This window comes from Microcoleus vaginatus FACHB-2002 (assembly GCF_040004035.1).
GTDB lineage: Bacteria > Cyanobacteriota > Cyanobacteriia > Cyanobacteriales > Microcoleaceae > Microcoleus > Microcoleus vaginatus_C.
On sequence record NZ_JAMPLN010000001.1, the window covers coordinates 38,468 to 59,241 of the forward strand.

Here is a 20,774-nt window from a genome sequence, read left to right on the forward strand (position 1 = left end):
TAAATATTTGGTTTAGTTCACCATTTGGGCGATCGCCTCAACAAGGCTGTAGCTGCCTCACTGTCGAGAGGTTTAGAGAAAAAGTATCCCTGACCGTACTCGCAGCCGATCGCCCGCATTTGAGCCAATTGGACGGCGGTTTCGACACCTTCTGCCACTACCTCCATCCCCAAACTGCGGGCCAGCATGACGATCGCCCGCACGATTTCCAAATTTTCGCCCATTTCCCCAATTCGACTGACAAAAGAGCGATCGACCTTCAAAATATTAATCGGGAACTTGTGCAAATAACTCAGAGACGAATAACCAGTGCCGAAATCATCAATACACAGCCCGATCCCCAAGTCTCTCAACTGCGAAAGCATCGCTGCCGCCGCTTCCCCATCTTCCATCACCACAGTCTCAGTAATCTCCAACTTCAAACAGCGAGCGTCAACACCCGTTTCCTGCAAAACTTGCTTAATTTGCTCGATCGATTCGGGTTCTGCAAACTGCCTCCCGGAAAGATTTACTGCGACTGTCAGCGGCGAATTTCCCAGAGGTAAATTCAAACTCTGCCACTTAATAATTTGGCGGCAGCTTTCGTTCAAAACCCACAAACCCAAAGGGGTAATTAACCCTGTTTCCTCCGCCATCGCAATAAATTCCATCGGGGAAACTAAACCCCTTTCCGGGTGCAGCCAGCGCACCAGCGCCTCAAATCCGATAACTGAACCACTTGTTAAACTAACGATCGGCTGATAATAAACAGTAAAAGGACATTCCAATTTTAAAGCAGTCACTTGCGACTTCGGACGCTCCAATCTCCGATCGGTTTCACTCATCGGCGAGTTGTCCGCCGCCGTCCCACAGGCGAAATCCACTATCGAAGATTTCAAATTTAGTTCTTCAACCGACTCCCGCAAATCGTGTTCCAAGTGCATCAAAGCCACAGCTTGAGTGTGCATCGCACTGGTAAAAACTTCGTAGCGAGCTTTACCGAGAGCTTTGGCCCGGTACATCGCAATATCAGCATCGCGCAAAATATCTCCCGGCCACTGATATTTGTTGGTACTTAAGGCAATGCCGATGCTAGCAGTAATTAAAACTTTATTACCTTCCAAATAAAGCGGTCGTTCGATCGTTTTGAGAATTTCCTTTGCTTGGGCGATCGCCTCCTCAACACCTTTAATTTCCTCCAGCAAAATCACAAACTCATCTCCCCCCAGACGAGCCACCGTATCGCCGGGCCGCAAACAAGTCAAGAGACGGCGAGCCACAGCCACCAACAGCCGATCGCCCGTGCGGTGTCCCTGACTGTCATTAATCACCTTAAACCTGTCCAAATCCAGAAACAACACCGCAAACTGCTCGCTCGGATGCCGTTGGGCGCGGGCAAAAGCTTGCCCCAACCTGTCAGTAAACAAAGCACGGTTCGGCAACTCCGTCAGCGCATCGTGCAAAGCATCGTGCAACAATTGTTCTTCAGCCATCTTGCGCTCAGTCACGTCGTGACAGTTGACCACAATTCCCCGCACCGAAGGTTCGTTGAGCAAATTCGTCGCCACCGCTTCCAACACGCACCAGGAACCGTCCTTGTGCTGCACTCGGTATTCCGCCATTCCCAGGCTAACTCTCGGCGTTTGCATGACACCTTTGAACACTTGATCCACTATCAGCAATTCGTCAGGGTGAATCAAGTCAAATATAGATCTGCCGAGGACTTCCGCCGTCGGGTAGCCCAAAATCCGCTCTAGGGAAGGAGATACATAGCGGCAAAAGCCTTTCTCGTCGAGAATCACAATAATGTCTCTAGCATTTTCAATCAACGATCGAAAGCGCTTCTCGCTTTGCCGCAGCTCTTGTTCCGTGCGCTTTTGGTCGGTAATATCGGTATTCATGTAAATCAGACCGACAATTTTCCCTGTGCGGTCTTTAATAGCATCTGCCCGCAGCAACACTTGCAAAGTTTCACCGCTTTTAGTGCGGTTGGTAATTTCACCAAACCAAGAATAACCTTCGGCGATCGTGTCGAGTACCTCCCTGGCGACTGCGGGGTCAGCAAAAACTGCCGATATACCTCCGGCTAGTTTACATTCCTCTGCGGTGTCCCATTCAAATAGCTGAGAAAACGCTTGATTTTGATAGATGTGAGTGCCGTTGGCATCGCTGATGCCGATCGCGTCACTCGAACTTTCCACCGCCTTGCGAGTCAGCACCAGAGCTTCTTCTGCCCGCTTGCGCTCGGTAATGTCAATCCCTACCAGACAAGCTGCTTTGCCCCGATCGTACTTTTGAGCCACAATCAAATAGTATCCCTCCGACTGTCCCCCGTCGGTTTGTACCTTAACGTTGAGTTCTTTAACCGCTTCCGTAGCGTCGCCGGCAAAAAACTCCACCACAAAAGAGTTAAAATCCGAGCTAGCGCCCAGAAAACCAATATCTTGACCGACAAAAGCCGACGGTGGCAAACCATGCAGTTTGGCTAAGTGCTGGTTAACCCCCAAATAGCGCAAATCCGAGCTAATCCAAGATACTGTTCCCGGAACTGCTTCCAAAATCGTTTGCAGTTGGTCGTTAGCTTGCTGCAATGCTTGCTGCACTTCACAGATTGGTTCCGACAAGTCAGACTGAACTCCTACGAAGTGAGTCAAATTAGCGTTGTCGTCTCGCACTGGAGATAGCGATAATTTGCTCCAAAAAGGAGTGCCGTCTTTGCGGTAATTTTTGATTGGTGTCTGGATTTCTCGACCTTGGCGCAAGGCCTCGCGGATCTTAGCTACGGTAGTTCGATCGCTATCCGGGCCTTGCAAAAATCTGCAATTACGCCCCAAGATGTCACTGGCGCAGTAACCTGTCATCCGTTCAAAGGCCGGATTGCAATAAATTATGGGACAATCGGGTGCATTGGCGTCAGCAATGACAATGCCGCAGCTAGTAGCTGCCAAGGCTCGATCGCGCAGCCACAGGGCTTCTGACGCAGTTTGGCGATCGCCGGCACTCCCCACTTCACCTAAATTAGAAATTGACTGGTTCTCCCGATCTCCCATCAGCCGAACTTTCAAGCAAACCTTTACAATTTCCGAGTTGCTTCTTACTTTAACGTTTTTCAGGACTCGCGCAACGTAAATTGTATCTGGGCATTTAAGTAAGCGGGATTTCACGTTAGTTGCTTGGTATTTTCTACCCTTGCTGTTGGGCATTTAAAAAAGCACATCTTCACATCCGCAGTGCAAAACCCTCTATTCTTCTCCCCCTCAGACTCTCTCCCCCTCTCCCCTTCTCCCCGCGCCTTGGCAATCACGATCGGCAGCAGCTTATTTAGCAGGAGTTGCAGCTTGAGAAGTCGGCGGCGCAATATTAATTAATGGCAAAGTTCCGCCTCCTCCCATTACTGTCGGAAACTGGCCGTTCCATTTTTCAATTGCTTGTTGCTGCAAAATTTCGGCTGTTAAAGTTTGCCGCTGCAAGCGTTGAGCTTCAGCTTTACCTTTAGCGCGGTTAATTTCTGCCTGAGCATCTTGGGTGGCTTTTTGAACTGTAAATTCTGCTTGTTTAGCTTCTTGTTCTGCTATTTGTTTGGATTCGATGGCTTTGCTAAATTCTGGAGAAAAGCCAAAATTTATTAACGAAACATCTCTGACGATGACGCCGTAAGGTTCCAAGCGCTTTTTGAGGCTGTTGTCAATTTCTGTTTTGAGTTCCGTGCGCTTAGTGATAATTTCTTCGGCGGTTTTTTTAGAAGTTGCTGCTTTTAGAACTTCCGAAATTGCCGGACTCAGAATGCTGGTCACAATTTGTTCTTCGTCTCCCACTTGTTGGAAAACTTGATTTACTTTGGCGGGGTCAACATTCCAGTTAACTGCCAAATCTGTAGTAATACTTTGCAAATCTTTGGATGCTGCATCTGCTTTCAAATCTGTTTTTTGTACGCGCACGCTGATAGTTTTTACAGAGGTGACGATCGGTAAAATTGGGTGGATGCCTTCATCTAAAATCGCGTCTTGAACTTTCCCGAAGCGCATCATAACGCCGCGTTCCCCTGCGCCGACGAGGGCAAAAGGTCTTAAAATTAAGGCGGCGATGATGAAGACGATGCCACCGACTAAGTAGAGAGCTAGGTTGTACCGGACACTTTGCATGGTTTTCATATGTTGATTCACCTAGTTTTTTTACTGGATATTAGTTGTCTATTCGCTCTTATCTAAGATTATAACTTCCTGTTAATGGTGCAACAACTCATAAATTCATTTATTTTTTTCATAAAAGTCATAGGATTTTGAGCGTCGGAAAGCTTCTTAAATCAAAAAGATATTAGATTGCCGTTACATTGAGGCTCTGGTATGAACAATGGCATTTGTACCTAGCTGAAATTATTGATTAATAAATGTTTCAATGGTCTTGACAAAGAGGTTTTTTTTAGATAAGGCAGAAGTAAATAGATAGCTCGATCGCTCTGCGACAAGGGATAAAATGGCTATGGGAAAGAGAAAGCTTTCTAGAAAGCTAAAAAAACAGCATCACATAGGTATTTTTCGTAAATTTTGAGTAGAAAATTGGAGGTGCGTGCCGATAAAACCTGTGGGGGTTGCTTCAAGCACAAGCGAAAGATAGAATTTCACTCTCCGACCTACAGACTCTATTGGTAGAATTGGCATCGGCCCACCTTGCTCAACCCTCCTGAGTAGAAAAAAGACTCCTTGGGCCAGCTAGGAATTTATAACTACAAACGATAAAAATCTGAGTTTAAAAATGGCCGAAAATAAGTTAAGCTTAGATGAGAACGGTTGAAGAAAAATCAAAATGTTGCAGCGACACCCTTGGCCGCAGACAGTTGAAGAGGCGATCGCCATTCAAGAACAGCTTCGGTCAGAGGTAATTACCGCCAATCAACTGGAGACAGTTCGCTACGTCGCAGGCGTAGATGTCGGCTACGACAGTGCAAACGATGTATCGCGGGCCGCTGTAACAGTTCTGAGTTTTCCCGACTTGCAGTTACAGCAGCAAGCTGTGGTTCGCAGTCCTACAACTTTTCCTTATATTCCGGGTTTCCTGTCTTTTCGAGAAGTGCCTGCAGTTCTCGAAGCTTTGGAAAATATCAGTTTGACGCCAGACTTGATATTGTGCGACGGTCAAGGACTAGCCCACCCCCGGAGATTCGGTCTTGCGTGCCATTTGGGGGTTTTGACACGGATTCCCACGATCGGAGTTGCCAAAAATCGATTTATTGGAGAACATTCAGAAGTCGGACTCGATCGGGGCAGTTGGCAACCCTTGCTGCTGGAGGGATCAACGATAGGCGCAGCGCTAAGGACGCAAACAGGGGTAAAGCCGATGTATGTTTCGATAGGTCATAAGGTAAACTTGATAAGTGCGATCGAGTACGTCCTGCGCTGCGCCCCAAAATATCGCTTACCAGAAACAACTCGATCGGCAGACCAACTAACATCGGGATAACTGGCAAGCGCGGAAGGCATCAAAAAAAAAGTAAAAAGACCAAAAAAGCATCCGTCTTTGGACTTTTAATTTTTGAGGTGGCGCCGCCCTAGTTAAAAAATCCTCTGAGTCTACCGCCAATCAGCTTTCGGTTCCATCCTTCCAGCGAACTAAAGAATGACTATACCTGAGAAAGAGGTATAAAAGTTGGGGGGGTTTATAGAATGATTGAAAGACAGTAACCAGCTTAAAACATTGTCGGCTCTAACTATAGTGCCCGGGCGTGAACTATTTTTAGTTCACATTTGTAAATTATGAAAGACTCATCCTGCGAGTTAAACCAAAAGCTTAGATTCGTGTGATGAGGTTTCATAAATTACCGTCGGATATCTCACCACTGACTGGAAGTAACCACGACAGTGGGAGGCGAAGGCGCGATCGAGCTAAAAAATCAGAAACAAACAAGGAGACAGTCATGGCTGAGAAAAGCAAACGCGGATTCGCTTCTATGGATGCAGAAAAACAGCGCGCAATTGCTAGCAAAGGCGGAAAAGCTGCACACGAGAAAGGAACTGCACACGAATTCACCCCTGAAGAAGCCAGACAAGCTGGTCAAAAAGGTGGCGAAGCTGTCAGCAGAAATCGCGAACACATGGCTCAAATTGGTCGCGAAGGCGGTCGGAAAAGCCGCAAGAGCGAAGCTTAAGTCTTTCAAGGCTGGCCCTGTAATGAAAGATTGCACAGTTGCAGCGTTAGAGATAGCACTAGGACAGTGAACGTTTGAGGAGGTGGGGCAATCGAATTTCCCAAGGTAGTTCGATCGCCCAACCTCCAAAATTCGTCACTAGCGCACCAAAGCTTTGCAAATTTGAAAACCCCACAGCAAGTAGTTTTTAGCAATCGCTGGCAAATCTTTAACGGCAATTTTTTAACAAAGCTGCACAGGGGTCAATAATTTTGCGGGAAAGAAAAGCTGGCTAGCGCGAGTCAGTCTCTCAAAACAAGCCAATACGAGCACTAAAAGCCCCGAACTCAGGGCTTTTTTGTTTAGCTGCACATAATATTTTTATATCAATTCCGGTTGCACCCGAATGATTGTTGACTGTTGACTGTTGACTGTTGACTGTTGACGGGCGGGTCGAAAAACTGAATAGTTGAGTGTTAACTGTTGACTCGATTTTATTATTCCGATGCAACCGGAAACGATATTAGAAGGAAGTTCGATCGAGTCGGGCCCAATAATTATAATTAAGTTTTTTGGTGAGGAACTCCGTCCTCAAAATAAATCAGTTAATATTTTTTTATATTTTTGAGCAAACTATACGAATCATGACAAACCAGCTAACTTTAGCATGGACAGAAGCTGGGGTGCGTCAAACTCGAACCATTCAAAACGGACAGCCGAGCAAAAATCCGGGAACCGTGAGGCTAGGGCGCGATCCGGCGAAGTGCGATATAGTATTTTCGCATCCCAGCGTATCGGGGCTGCACGTTGAAATATTTTTTAATCAGGAATTGCAGGAGTATGCAGTGCGGAATTTGCGCCAAAGCAATCCGCCGCTGGTAGATGGAAAAATTCTCGCCCTAGGTGAAGCAAAATTGAACTCAGGAAGCCACATCCATTTAGGGCAAGTGCAAATCGAGGTGGTGAATGTGACGGAGGTGCAGGTAGCCGCGCCCCAGACAGTTTTGCTGGGGCCTCCCGCACCTGGTAACTTTCAACCGACGGGGCCTTCAAAATATGGTTTGCAGTGTCCCAAGTGCAGCCGAATTTCGCCTTACGCGCAGTTGAATGCGGGGTGTCCGTGGTGCGGTACTTCTTTGGCGGCGGCGGCGAGTGTGATGATCTCTCCGTGAGAGTTTGAAAAAGGGAAAATCGGGCTATCCGCTAAACACTCTCAACTTCAAAAATCTTTTTTTGCAGAAAGCTCAAAGCCGACGGCTGATGTTTAAAAAATCATGAATTCTCAACCCTTGCGCCTGCGACTGACTTGGACAGATACAGCTACAGGGGATTGTCGATCCCCCATACTCGACTTACCCATCGCTTTGGGACGAATTTTTGAAGCTATGCCCGCCACAATCAACGGGAAACGAGTTTCTCGAATTGCCCTCAGCAGCAGTCAAGTTTCTCGCTTTCACGCAGTGATTGGCACCGAAGGTAACAGTATTTTACTTACTGACACGGGTAGCCGCAACGGTACTTTTGTCAACGGCGTTCGCCAAACCCGGTGCGTGCTGGCAAACGGGGATATGCTGCAAGTTGGGCCCTACGCGATCGGCATTTCTTTTGCTGTGAATTCCCCTGAAACGCCGTCGGTCAATTTTCACATTTTCTTTAACCCGCAGACCAATGGGCCAGATCCCGCGTTGGGTCAGCCAATAATGTTGCAGCTTCCTCAAACAATTAGTAGGGAAGAATTTCCGCCGATCGCATTTTTGCAAGCTTCTCAAGTGTCAATGCGATCGCTCGAATCTAGGGGACTGCCTGTGACAGAAGTTGATTGGGCTGCCGTTGGCGGCGGTTTGGGCAGCTTTATTTGGGTGGATTTGCTGAGAATTTGCGGCGTGAAAATCGATAGAATTGCGGTTTTGGGCATGGAAAACCAGCCTTACGCCCGCTACCTGCGTCTGTGCCTGAATTCTCAAATTCCGCTGCGGGAACGCCTACGATCGAATTCTGACTCTTGTCCAGACAATATTTGGGGGTGGCCTCCCTATGCTTTGCGGGAAGCTTGGCAGGAATTGCTCAAAGGGCGTTTGGGGATGTCGTTGAAGTTGATGTGGCAGGTATTTGCTGAACCGACTTTTGCCGAAACTTATACGCCTCGCGCAGGGAATGTGTTTGATTCTATTGACAGGGAAGTCGATCGAATTGGGTGGAATCAGATGTTTCGCTACGGTAGAGTGCGGGGAATTCGCAAAACAGATGACGGCAGGTACGCGATCGCTTATTCTCGATCGGATGCGGATCACCGCGAACACGCTTTTTTAATCGCCAAATACGTACACTTAGCCACCGGCTATCCCGCCATTCAATTTTTGCCGGACTTGCAAGCTTATCGCGAAACAACCCAGGATTTTGAGTCGGTTGTCAACGCTTACGAAAGCCACGACGGCGTTTACGAAAAATTGGAGGCCAGGGGCGGCAGCGTGTTAATCAGAGGTCGGGGAATAGTCGCTTCGCGGGTGGTGCAGCGAATTTACGAAGCGCGACAGCGGAACCGTAATATTCAAGTATTGCATTTGATGCGATCGCCCAAACCTCAAGGTAACAAATTTAAACTCGCTGAGCGCAGCGTCGAAAATCACTACGAATTTCAACCTTTCAACTGGCCGAAAGCTTGCTGGGGTGGGGAACTCCGCGTACTTTTGGAAAAAGCCGCCCCTGAATTGCGGCCGCAGTTGCTCACAGACTGGGGCGGCACTACCACAGCCCAGCGCAGCGACTGGCGGCGGATTGTCAAAGAAGGCTTAAGTCAAGGATGGTATCAAATTACCTTCGGGGAAGTCGAGCGAGTCGAGCGCGACAGTCAAAACCGCACCGTGACGTACATTCAGGAGAAGGAACTTAAAGGGCAAATTAAGTTAGAAGCTGATTTTATTATTGATGCTACGGGTTTGGACGCTAAGGTAAAAACCAGTCCCCTGTTAAACGATTTGGTAGTTCAATACAATCTTCCCCTCAACGGTTTGGGGCGACTGAGTGTTAACAACGATTTTGAAGTGCCCGAATTGCGGAATTCTTCTGCTAGCAACGGAGAAGGCCGGGTATACGCAGCAGGCGCGATTACTTTGGGTGGGCCTTACGCGCCGGTAGACAGTTTTTTGGGCTTGCAATACGCCGCCTTGCGTTCTGTTGAAAGTCTGGCCGCCCACCGAGTTGCTGGTGTTCGGAAATTGAGCGTTTGGCGATCGTTTGTGCAGTGGTTGAAGTGGATTTTAAATAAATCTCCCGACTAATTTGAAGGACGAAGTTCGGCAACAAGCAATGTACAGGATTTAAGGGATTTAACAAAGTTTCCCATTCAATCTAAAATCTAAAATCTAAAATCTAAAATCTAAAATCGAACAACCTTCCCATTCAATCTAAAATCTAAAATCTAAAATCTAAAATCGCATGACTCCCACCTTATCCGGCCGTTGGCAAACTCGGTTATTGCTATTTGCAACCGTAGGCGTTTTAGTAACGCTGCCGTTTTTTATAGGTTTAATGACCTCCAAATCTGGAGCCATTTTTTTCTGGATTTTAGGGTATGTAGCGATTTTTGGTCTCGGCTGGGATGCTTTATATATCTACATCCAGCAGTTTCGCTGGGATCGAGATTGGCCCGGCGCGTTTCAATTACTCGCTGGAATTTGGGAAGCGCTTTTTGTGTTATTTTTAATCAAAATTATCGGTTTGCCGGGGATACCTGCAAAAGATTTTGACTTGGGAGCTTTTGCTTGGCATTATAGTTTAGTGTGGCTGGCTATTTATCTGGCATCCCAAACACTGATGCGGATTTTGTTTCCCCACTGGCGTTTCCGAGGCGGGCAATGGTTGTAATAATACCTGTAGCGGCGGTTTTTACCAACAATAATCGCCTCAAACCCGCCCCGGCTATTCTACCAATTCCCAATTCCTAATTCCCAATAGAATTTATAGTCAGGTATACCGAGCCCTGGGCACCCAACATAATTTATAGTAAGCTCAACTCAAAATTGCTGTGATCCTTCAATGCACCGTCCTCCTTGTATTTTCTCATTTTTTTCGGGTTCTGGCTTGCTCGATCTGGGTTTTGAGTCGATCGGCTTTAATGTAGCGTATGTCAATGAAATTTTCCCACCTTTCATGCAAGCATACCGCTATTCTCGGCAGTGCCTGAATTTGCCACTACCAGAATACGGATATTGCGAAGGAGAGGAAGCAGATGTAACTCGACTGGTAGGGGGAGAACCAGCTTTTCGCCTGCGGGAATTAATGCAGGATGCCCGCAAGCATCACGATATTGTAGGATTTATCGCGGGGCCACCTTGTCCTGACTTTTCTATTGGTGGCAAAAACCGAGGTCAAGAAGGAGATAAAGGCAAACTTTCCGCTTCATACATTGAATTGATTTGTCAGCAGCAGCCAGATTTCTTTTTATTTGAAAATGTCAAAGGTTTGTGGAGAACAAAAAAACATAAAGCTTTTTACGACCAACTAAAACATCAGTTGGCGGATGCCGGGTACGTTTTTGGCGAACGTTTAATTAATGCGATAGAATACGGGGTTCCGCAAGATAGGGAGAGAATTATTTTGATTGGACTTAGAAAAAACCTTGTCAAAAATCTGGGCATTTCCCTAGAGGAAAAAAGCCCAATGTTAGCCGAAAGTTTATTTCCTTGGCAAAGTCAGGTATTATATCCCAAATCAGAAATTTTTTCTCATCCTTGGCCTGATAGAACTGCCTTTGCAGGTGAGGGTTTCTTGCCTTGTCCTGATGGCATTCCTCAAGATTTAACGGTAGAATTTTGGTTCCAAAAAAATGACGTTCTCAACCATCCCAATGCCAAACACTATTTCCAACCCAAAGCAGGCCTTAAGCGGTTTGCTTCCGTTGATGAAGGAGATGATTCAAAAAAATCTTTCAAGCGATTGCACCGATGGCGTTATTCACCAACAGCTTGTTACGGCAATAACGAAGTTCACTTGCACCCTTACAAACTTCGCCGGCTTTCTGTTGCAGAAACACTGGCTATTCAGTCACTGCCAAAAGATTTTGCACTGCCGGCCAAAATGACGTTGACTAATATGTTTAAAACTGTTGGCAATGGGGTTCCTTATTTGGCGGCACAAGGTATTGCCAAAACAATTTTACAGTTTTTATATCACTAAAAAAACAGAATAGCCAGATACCCGACTTCGCAGATTTTGTCGGTATCTAAAACTATTTGTAGCGATAAGGGGCGCATTGCACACCCTCTAATTATTAAAATTCCCAATTCCCAGACGTATGTCGTTTAACAGAGAAGTGTTATAATAAAGTGTTAAGGTTGAAAACCTATATTTTTTATTTGCCTGCAATTCGCCATGACCGTTAAACCCCGCCGCTATCACATCACTACTTTCGGATGCCAGATGAATAAAGCCGACTCGGAACGGATGGCCGGCATTCTGGAAAATATGGGCTTTGAGTTCTCGGAAGACCCGAACGAAGCTAGCTTGATTCTCTACAATACTTGCACGATTCGCGACAATGCCGAACAAAGAGTTTATTCTAACCTCGGAAGGCAAGCTCATCGCAAGCGCCAAGAACCGGGTTTAACTTTAATTGTAGCTGGATGCGTGGCGCAGCAGGAAGGTGAAGCGCTGCTGCGGAGAGTACCGGAATTAGACTTAGTAATGGGGCCGCAACACGCTAACCGACTTGAAGATTTGCTGGAACAAGTTTTTGAGGGCAATCAAGTTGTGGCGACTGAAGCTGTTGAGATTATGGAGGATATTACTAAGCCGCGCCGCGACAGCAAGGTGACTGCTTGGGTGAATGTAATTTACGGCTGCAATGAACGCTGCACTTATTGTGTTGTCCCCAATGTTCGCGGGGTTGAACAGTCGCGAATGCCGGAGGCAATTCGGGCGGAGATGGAGGATTTGGGCCACCAAGGCTACAAGGAAGTAACTTTGTTGGGGCAAAATATTGATGCTTACGGGCGCGATTTGCCGGGGACAAAACCGGACGGCAGCAACCAGCATACTTTGACGGATTTGCTTTATTTTGTGCAGGATGTGCCGGGAGTCGATCGCCTCAGATTTGCTACTAGCCACCCGCGCTATTTTACGGAAAGATTGATTAAGGCTTGTGCTGAATTACCGCAGGTTTGCGAACATTTTCACATTCCTTTTCAGTCCGGGGATAATGATGTTTTGAAGGCGATGTCGCGAGGCTATACTCAGGAGAAATACCGCCGGATTATTGATACAATTCGCCATTATATGCCGGATGCTTCGATTACTGCGGATGCGATTGTCGGTTTTCCTGGGGAGACGGAAGCCCAGTTTGAGAAGACTTTGAAGTTAATCGAAGACGTTGGTTTCGATTTGGTGAATACTGCGGCTTATTCGCCTCGCCCTGGGACGCCAGCGGCTTTGTGGGAAAATCAGTTGAGTGAGGAGGTGAAAGCCGATCGCCTGCAACGAATCAATCATGTAGTTACAACAACGGCGATGGAACGATCGCAGCGCTATTTCGGACGCACTGAAGAGGTTTTGGTGGAAGTCCAGAATCTCAAAGATTCAACTCAGGTGATGGGACGCACTCGCGGCAATCGTCTCACATTTTTTAAGGGCGATATTGCAGAATTGGCGGGTAAAATTGTGCGGGTTAAAATTAAAGATATTCGCGCTTTTAGTTTGACTGGAGAAATGGTGGAATAGTTTTGAGTTTTGGGTTTTGAGTTGAATTACCAAAAATAATGTTGGCCAACTCAATACTCAAAACATAAATTTTATGGTGTCAAATCGCCACTTTATTCCTGGCAAAAAATAATTTACTACCAGCAGCAAATTATGCAGAAACTAATTCGCATTTTGCTACCAATAACTATTTCTAAAAATAAGCAGGACTGGAGTCTTGAATTCCGGGAATATCTAAGTGCGCTGAAAGACGATGAAGGAAATAAACAGTTTCAATTCAGGGCAAGAAACCGGGATCGAATGCGGAGTGGAAGGATGCAATTTTTGAGTAACTGTGGCTGTTTCCTGTGGATTGTGGCGACGTTTTAACTGAAAATGACCGGGGGTGAATTTAGGCTTTTGACAGGCGGGAGGGGGGATTTTAACCGCAGAGATCGCAGAGAACACAGAGGAAGAGTGGGAGGGAGGAGATAAGTAGTTTTAAGGCGGTTCGTTTCTGCGTTGGCTGCGCTAACTGCGTGTATATTTGTCAAAAAGTGCTAGGAGTATTGAAAAATGACAACGATGCGGATCGGGCTATTGTTCGGGGGGCGATCGGGCGAACACGAAGTCTCAATTAGTTCAGCGCGGGCGATCGCCCGTGCCCTCGCTGCGGAGGAAAATGCCTCTAAATACGAAGTTCTGCCTTTTTACATCCAAAAAAACGGCCGCTGGCTGTCGGGAACATTACCTCAACAAATCTTAGCCACCGGAAAACCTCTGGAAATAGAGGAACAAACAGGACAAGACGACTCTCCCGCTGGACAGTTTCCTAATTTTAATGCCGTAGATGTTTGGTTCCCTGTTTTGCACGGGCCAAACGGCGAAGATGGTACGGTGCAAGGATTGCTGAAATTAATGCAAGTTCCTTTTGTCGGTTCCGGGGTTTTAGGTTCGGCACTGGGAATGGATAAAATTGCCATGAAAATGGCTTTTGCTCAGGCTGGTTTACCGCAGGTAAAATACATCGCTGTCAACCGTTCTGAAATCTGGTCTAATCCTTGCATTTTCCCCAAACTGTGTGATAAAATTGAAGCAAATTTGGGCTATCCTTGCTTTGTAAAACCCGCTAATTTGGGCTCGTCTGTGGGAATTTCTAAAGCTCGATCGCGCGCTGAATTAGAAGCAGCTCTCGACAGCGCCGCCAGCTACGACAGGCGGATAATTGTCGAAGCTGGTGTGGTTGCTAGAGAATTAGAATGTGCTGTTTTGGGTAACGACAACCCCCAAGCTTCAACGGTGGGAGAAATTACTTTTCAAAGCGATTTCTACGACTACGAAACTAAATATACCCAGGGACAAGCCGACTGCTCAATCCCGGCAAAAGTCAGCAGTGCGATCGTCTCGCAAATCCAAGAAATGGCAGTGCAAGCATTTTTGGCTATAGACGCGGCAGGTTTAGCGCGAGTAGACTTTTTCTACATTGAATCAACCGGAGAAGTTTTGATTAACGAAATCAACACTTTTCCCGGCTTTACAGCTACCAGTATGTATCCGCAAATGTGGGCAGCGGACGGCATTTCTTTCCCTGAATTAGTAGACCGTTTAATTCAATTAGCTCTCGAACGGCACGGGGAAAAAGGTTGAATCCCGCGCTGCAAACGGCTGCCTTGCCAACAGCAAAAAATATTTTTTTCGCAGGTGATATATCCATACCAGCGGAAACGATATAACATGGTTGTGGCAGGCACTGCCTGCCAGCAACCTAATTTCCGCTGCGGGTCGAGCAACTGGGAATTTTCAGCAGTCGGGTATAAATAAATGCACTATAAAATGGTTAACAGAGAACGGCAAATAGCAGTGTCAATCTCACATCTTGCATCTCAAATTTTAACTCGGTTAACTTAGATGAGACGTTTCACTCAACTGCCGCAGTGGTGGACTTACGGACTGGTATTTCCCCTAGCGGTACTCAACTGCTGGTTAGCCCTCCTAGTCTTTGAATATTTTCGCGCCCTGATTACAGTTTTGGTAGTGGCTACAGTGCTGTCTTTTTTGCTAGATTATCCAGTGCGCTTTCTGCACAGATACGGCTTGAAGCGCGATCGAGCAGTTTTGTCGGTATTGTTTTTGACTTTACTGGTATTGGTGGTTTTAGGTCTAACTCTGGCTCCCATTCTGCTAAACCAAATCACTGAACTCGCCACCCGACTGCCGACTTGGATAGTTTCTGGCACAGAACAGATTGAAGCATTCCACAATTGGGCGGAAAATCGCAATCTCCGCATTGATGTTAGCGGTTTGACTACCCAATTGAGCGATCGACTTTCCTCTCAATTGCAGTCTCTCACTGGCGAAATTCTCAAATTTGGCTTGGGTGCTGCAGACAGTCTGTTGAATTTCCTCCTCACAATAGTCGTGACATTCTACTTGTTATTGCACGGCGATCGCGTATGGGAAGGATTGTTTAAATGGTTTCCCTCCAAGCTGAGCCTTCAATTGCGAGAGTTGCTGGCGCGAAGCTTCCACAACTACTTCGTCGGGCAAGCAACTTTGGCGGGTTTGATGGGACTGTCTATCACTGTTGCTTTTTTAATTTTGCGAGTTCCCTTCGGATTGCTGTTCGGTTTGGGTGTGGGTGTAATGACTATGATTCCCTTCGGGGCACCTTTCAGTATTTGCATTGTCAGTTTGCTGATCACATTAAACAACTTTTGGCTCGGCGTCACAGTTTTAGCTGTCGCTACAGTAATTGAGCAAATAATTGAAAGCGGGGTTGCTCCTCGGTTATTAGGCGGTTTTATCGGTCTCAATCCTGTGTGGATTTTAGTGGCGCTGCTGGTGGGGGTTAAGGTGGCGGGAGTAGCAGGTTTGTTAGTGGCTGTGCCGATGGCTGGTTTTATTAAGAATACTGTTGATATTTTGGAAAGTTCGAGGAACAAGTCGAGGGAAATCGATTCGGTTAGTTCCATTGAACCTATGGAGCAATAAAATTCCTCCATAGGTTCAAATTTTAGATTTGAAGAGAGTTTTTGCAGGCGATTCTGACTTAGGTTTACTTGGTACTTTAGCTTGAGGCTTTACAGGTTTTTTACTTCCTGCTTTAGGGTGAGGCTTTCCGGTGCTTTAGCTGTTATCCTTCCTAGATGCAGGCGGGGTCAAAAATCCCGTTTCTAGGTTAACGTCGATCGGTCACAACGAAGATTTTGCCTCGAATCCTGGTTTTTTTGAGTGCAGGATTGTTGTTGACTTCGGATATCAATCCTGTGAAAAGTTTGCGGGAAATACGGAATATGCGAGCTGGCTAGCGTAGTTTGTATTATCGCACTCAGACAGCAATTCGCCAGTGTAGACCCTGTTCGATCGCACTCAAAAGCTGGAATCCACAAACAATTTGCCTGCCACTGTCCGGTTTCTACCCCAGCTTGTAGGGTAAACCCCACCAGTCAAGCAGACCTCATCAATGATTGAATTAAAATTAAAGAACCTTTAGTTGTAATTTAATTACAGTAGGTGCTAAAAATGCAAAATCCTAATTATAACTCTCCCTCTAACTCCCACAAACTCAATACTATGTCAACCAAAAATATGCCTGCTACAACTGTGCGTTCTCGCCGTTTTTATGTGCCTAAAAAACTGGCTTTTTTATCCCTTGTTTTGCTGGGTTCCACCGCAACTGTTGGGTGCAACGCCCTAACTTCTCAAGTTCCTGGAAGTTCTAACGCTATTCAAGCTGAACCTTCAACTACAGCGCCAATCTCAGCGTTGCCTGCCAATATACTGCCCTCTCAAGACTCTAATTTTGTCACTAAAGTTGTGCAGGAAGTCGGCCCGGCAGTGGTGCGGATCAACTCCTCTCGCACGGTGACAAACCAAGTTCCCGATGAGATACCTGAGCAATTCCGTCGCTTCTTCGGTTCAGAATCTCCGATTGCGCCGGGAAATCGGGTAGAACGGGGTTCCGGTTCGGGTTTTGTTTTTGGTTCTGATGGCCGCATTTTGACTAACGCTCATGTCGTTGACCGCGCGGATACGGTGACGGTAAAACTGAAGGATGGCCGCGAATTTGTCGGCAAGGTTTTAGGCGTAGATACAGTTACTGATGTGGCTGTTGTTAAAATTGAAGCTAACAATTTGCCTGTGGTGAGTTTGGGCAAATCTGAAGAGTTACAGCCGGGAGAATGGGCGATCGCGATCGGCAATCCCCTCGGTTTGGACAATACTGTGACTGTGGGCATTATTAGCGCTACAGGCCGTTCTAGCGCCGATGTCGGTGTTCCCGACAAGCGCGTCAACTTTATTCAAACTGATGCTGCGATCAATCCCGGCAATTCAGGTGGGCCACTGCTGAACCAGCGCGGTCAAGTTATCGGCATGAATACGGCTATTATTCAAGGCGCTCAAGGATTGGGTTTTGCGATTCCGATCGATCGAGCACAACAAATTGCCGACCAATTAGTAACAACAGGAAAAGCCGAACATCCTTATCTCGGCGTTCGGATGTTGAGCATTACTCCCGCAATCAAGAGAGAATTTAATAACAATCCCAACACGAAATTGAGGCTGACTGAAGATAAAGGCGTGTTAGTTTTGGGAGTTGCTAGAAATTCTCCGGCGGCACAAGCTGGAGTTCGCCTTGCCGATGTGATCAAGAAAATCAACGGTACAGAAGTAACTGATGCTGGCAGCGTACAGCAAATTGTCGAGAAAAGTACAGTGGGCAGCGATCTGCAGCTTGAATTGAGCCGCGGCGGACAACCTGTTACTGTGGCGGTGAAAGCGGGTGCTTTTCCAGCGGATCAGCAGCGGTAGAATTGTTGATGGCAACTTAGATATTGCACCATTGTCAATAATCCTTTTATGAACAGGCTTTCCGGCCTGTTCCACAAGAAAATTAATCTCTTGTGGAACGGGCCGGAGAGCCCGTTTTTGAGAATGGTGCAAGAGGTGAGTTTTAACCGGATTGTGCTATGAGACGGTTTCAACCCCCGGCGGGATGTGGGGGTACTCATTATAGTAAGTTACCATAATTTATATGGGTTATTAAGAGGTAGAACAATGGCTAACATTAATCGGAGGCGTACTGAAAATATTAATGGTAACTTTTATGTAGACAATACCTGCATTGACTGTGATACTTGTCGGTGGATGGCACCTGAAGTATTTGGTCAAGCGGGAGAACAGTCTGCAGTTTACCACCAGCCAACTAATGAAACTGAAGAAATACGATCGCTCGCGGCTCTTTTGTCTTGTCCCACAAGTTCGATCGGCACTGTAGAAAAACCCAAAAGCATCAAACAAGCCCAGCAACTGTTTCCCGCACTCGTAGCAGAAAATGTCTATCACTGCGGCTACCACTCTGAGAAATCCTACGCCGCAGCCAGCTATTTAATTGTCCGCCCTGAAGGAAACATTTTAGTTGATTCTCCCCGTTTTGTGCCGCCGCTAGTTAAAAATATAGAGGCAATGGGCGGCATTCGCTATCTGTACTTGACTCACCGCGACGATGTGGCCGATCATCAACAATACCACGATCATTTTGGGTGCGAGCGCATTCTCCATGCTGACGAAATTAACACGGGTACTCGCAGTGTAGAAATTCAATTGTCAGGCAGAGAACCGCATCAAATAGCAGATGACTTGTTGATTATACCTGTTCCCGGCCACACGAAAGGTCACACAGTTTTGCTTTACAATAACAAGTTTTTGTTCACCGGCGATCATCTTGCTTGGTCGGAAAGTTTGCAGCAGCTAGTTGGCTTTCGCCAAGCCTGTTGGTATTCTTGGCCGGAACAAATCAAATCTATGCAGCATTTAGCTAATTACTCGTTTGAATGGGTGTTGCCGGGACACGGCCGCAGGTATAATGCCGATCGACAAACAATGAGCAATCAAATGCAAAAGTGTGTTGCTTGGATGCTCAATGCTTAATGCGATCGGGTTCATAACTCCGACTCAGCCAGATTCATTTGACCCCGGTAGCCGGTGAAAATCCGACTGCCATCTTTGAGAATGTGAATCTCCATCCGATCGCTCGCCCATTCCTATCTCTATTCTCGACCTCTGCGTGAATCTGCGTCAATCCCTTGTCATCTGCGGTTAATACATTCTCTTTTTTTGACCGCAGATGAGGTCAGATCAACACAGATGAATTCCGGTTGCACCATCGGGAATTGTTCACTGTTGACTGGATTTTACTATTCAGATGCTACCGGAATTTAGATAAGTTAAGTCGCACTAAGAATTAGCCTTGGGAATAGCCACCAAAGTCATAGAATTAGCGGGGTAAGTTGCCTGGAATCCAGTATCACTGACAACTAAATCGCTCTGACGGACGATCGCCTGCAAATTCGCCTCGCTGTAAGTGTAAAATTCAGCTTTCCCCCCCGGTTTAAATCCTGTCAAACTCAAGTTGCTGGTCAAATTTTTGTTGGTTTTATTAATAATTACCAGCGTCAGAGTACCATCACTGCTGCGATCTGCTCCGTAGATTGACAAAAGTCCCTGATCTTGGCTAAGTGATCGCACCCAAGTATCGCCATACTTACCGCCTTTTCCATCGTAATTCATGTACATTCGGAAAGCATAAGCCCCCGGTTCCGAAGACTTCGGAGGCCCCCACAGCGTCGCTAAATCGAGTTGTTCTCGCCCAAAAATCCCCAGTACGTCGGCTTGGGCTAAGGCGCCGTTCATCGACTCCAAACCGCCCCAATTGTATTCAGTAATGGCAATTTTTGTACCGGGATAATCCTGTTTAACCCACTCTCGAAACCGGGGAATAATTGTTAAGGGTGGATTGTATTTTCCTATCCAACTTTCATCAGTATAGGTAGCATCCCAGAGAGAACGAGTCGATCGCAGTCGCAGCGCTTGGGTTTTGGCATCGCCGGCGGGACAATTGGCCAAACAGATATCGTCCGCCGCAGGATAGTAGTGTTCGTCGAAATAGTCGAGAATCCGAACACCTTTTTGCTTTTCATAAGCGCGCATTTGTTGCAAGTACCAGCGCGCAAACCAGACACCGCCGTGTTTTTCGCGATCGCCTTTTACGAGAGAATCCACATATACAGGCCAGGCAAAATCCGACGGCCCAAGTACCTTAGCCGTGGGCTCGGTAGCTTTTACCATTGACGCATATTGATAAGTGCGATCGCGCAATTCCTCGTAACTCGTTGCTTCTGGATGAACATCGCGGTGAGTGTTTCCCCAGCCACTTGGTTCGTTGTCCATTTGATAAATTTGCACACCGCCGTTAGCAGCAGTACCGTGGGTTTTAACTAAGTGTTTAACCCAAGCTTGTTGAAAAGCTGGGTCGCTAATAATACTGACATCAAGGCGATTATTATCAGTTATCAAAGTACCGTCGGGACGCTTACCGTTACCGCACTTATCTCCTTCTGGAAAAATGTAGGAATTTGTTTTTTCTTGCGGGCCGTATTTGGATACTCTAAACCCGCAGTTCCAAGTGCTAAATTTATTTACATAGCCAATCATTGGAATTGTAACGATGCTTTTGCTGCCGTTTTGGCGGTTGGTTTGGACAATTTTATCTATAGAATCGCCGGGAACAGGCTTTTTATTGTCACCGCCACCTATGAAAAAGAAGTCATCGCCTCTGTTGGAAGAATCGACAAGCCAATTGTAGCGACTGGTGTGATTAGCCCCCCAGCGTTCCACTGGAATTCGTAACTCTTGCGCGAGTGTGGGATCGATCGCATAATCATTCATACCGTAGATGTCGGGACTGATGGGATGTCTATCCGTTGTCACATCAACAGACAAAGCCGGGCCGATAGTTTGGGCGATCGCCATTTTGATGTAAGCTGTTGTTGCCACTACCCCCAAAGCAGCCAAAAAACCTAACAATAATAGGATAATCCAACGCGATTTATTTTCGGGAGCCAACCACAAAAATCGTTTATTCATTTTTTATTTTACCTGGGGATGTTTGGATTCTTGTATTACATTGTTTTCGGCGCGTTTATCTAGCTTGATAAGCTGT

14 protein-coding genes and 1 pseudogene are annotated in these 20,774 nt (G+C 46.6%); 11 read left to right on the top strand and 4 right to left on the bottom strand.

The features are described 5' to 3' along the window. Positions 1-17 precede the first annotated feature (17 nt). Positions 18-3,029, bottom strand: coding sequence for an EAL domain-containing protein (locus NDI35_RS00180; RefSeq protein ID WP_445311219.1), 3,012 nt, complete (start codon positions 3,027-3,029; stop codon positions 18-20). A 267-nt stretch (positions 3,030-3,296) separates the two neighbouring features. After that, positions 3,297-4,130, bottom strand: a complete 834-nt coding sequence (locus NDI35_RS00185) for a prohibitin family protein (protein ID WP_445310965.1) — start codon at positions 4,128-4,130, stop codon at positions 3,297-3,299. 652 nt (positions 4,131-4,782) lie between these two features. Between NDI35_RS00185 and nfi the strand changes: the two genes are divergently transcribed. The 11 genes from nfi (at position 4,783) to NDI35_RS00240 (ending at position 18,703) form a co-directional block, all read left to right on the top strand. After that, positions 4,783-5,436, top strand: coding sequence for a deoxyribonuclease V (gene nfi / locus NDI35_RS00190; RefSeq protein ID WP_445310966.1), 654 nt, complete (start codon positions 4,783-4,785; stop codon positions 5,434-5,436). 454 nt (positions 5,437-5,890) lie between these two features. Then, positions 5,891-6,121 (top strand): KGG domain-containing protein, encoded by a 231-nt coding sequence (locus tag NDI35_RS00195; RefSeq protein ID WP_006631632.1) that lies wholly within the window; start codon positions 5,891-5,893, stop codon positions 6,119-6,121. A 623-nt stretch (positions 6,122-6,744) separates the two neighbouring features. Next, complete coding sequence (locus NDI35_RS00200) at positions 6,745-7,272, top strand: FHA domain-containing protein (RefSeq protein ID WP_445310967.1); 528 nt, start codon at positions 6,745-6,747, stop codon at positions 7,270-7,272. 102 nt (positions 7,273-7,374) lie between these two features. Further along, positions 7,375-9,378 (top strand): FHA domain-containing protein, encoded by a 2,004-nt coding sequence (locus NDI35_RS00205; RefSeq protein WP_445310968.1) that lies wholly within the window; start codon positions 7,375-7,377, stop codon positions 9,376-9,378. 157 nt (positions 9,379-9,535) lie between these two features. After that, positions 9,536-9,964 carry a hypothetical protein gene (locus NDI35_RS00210; RefSeq protein WP_445310969.1) on the top strand — a complete coding sequence of 143 codons (429 nt, stop codon included), beginning with the start codon at positions 9,536-9,538 and terminating at the stop codon, positions 9,962-9,964. Between the two features lie 171 nt (positions 9,965-10,135). Beyond that, on the top strand, positions 10,136-11,275 hold the full coding sequence (locus NDI35_RS00215) for a DNA cytosine methyltransferase (protein ID WP_445310970.1): 1,140 nt from the start codon (positions 10,136-10,138) through the stop codon (positions 11,273-11,275). A gap of 195 nt (positions 11,276-11,470) precedes the next feature. Then, entirely contained in the window at positions 11,471-12,814 is a 1,344-nt protein-coding gene (gene miaB, locus NDI35_RS00220; RefSeq protein ID WP_445310971.1) for a tRNA (N6-isopentenyl adenosine(37)-C2)-methylthiotransferase MiaB, read from the top strand. Between the two features lie 534 nt (positions 12,815-13,348). Further along, positions 13,349-14,419: a D-alanine--D-alanine ligase family protein gene (locus NDI35_RS00225; protein ID WP_445310972.1), complete on the top strand. Its 1,071-nt coding sequence runs from the start codon at positions 13,349-13,351 to the stop codon at positions 14,417-14,419. Positions 14,420-14,680: 261 nt separating this feature from the next. After that, positions 14,681-15,763, top strand: a complete 1,083-nt coding sequence (locus NDI35_RS00230; protein ID WP_445310973.1) for an AI-2E family transporter — start codon at positions 14,681-14,683, stop codon at positions 15,761-15,763. Positions 15,764-16,294: 531 nt separating this feature from the next. Next, the gene (locus tag NDI35_RS00235) at positions 16,295-17,584 is read left to right on the top strand and encodes an HhoA/HhoB/HtrA family serine endopeptidase (RefSeq protein ID WP_445310974.1); all 1,290 of its coding nucleotides are present in this window, start codon (positions 16,295-16,297) and stop codon (positions 17,582-17,584) included. Positions 17,585-17,830: 246 nt separating this feature from the next. Next, on the top strand, positions 17,831-18,703 hold the full coding sequence (locus NDI35_RS00240) for an MBL fold metallo-hydrolase (RefSeq protein ID WP_445310975.1): 873 nt from the start codon (positions 17,831-17,833) through the stop codon (positions 18,701-18,703). A gap of 11 nt (positions 18,704-18,714) precedes the next feature. On the opposite strand, the pseudogene NDI35_RS00245 reads toward NDI35_RS00240, so the two are convergent. Further along, positions 18,715-18,813 (bottom strand): annotated as a pseudogene (locus NDI35_RS00245) (radical SAM protein); the annotation flags it as partial. A 196-nt stretch (positions 18,814-19,009) separates the two neighbouring features. Continuing rightward, positions 19,010-20,698, bottom strand: coding sequence for a glycoside hydrolase family 44 protein (locus NDI35_RS00250; protein ID WP_445310976.1), 1,689 nt, complete (start codon positions 20,696-20,698; stop codon positions 19,010-19,012). Positions 20,699-20,774 lie beyond the last annotated feature (76 nt).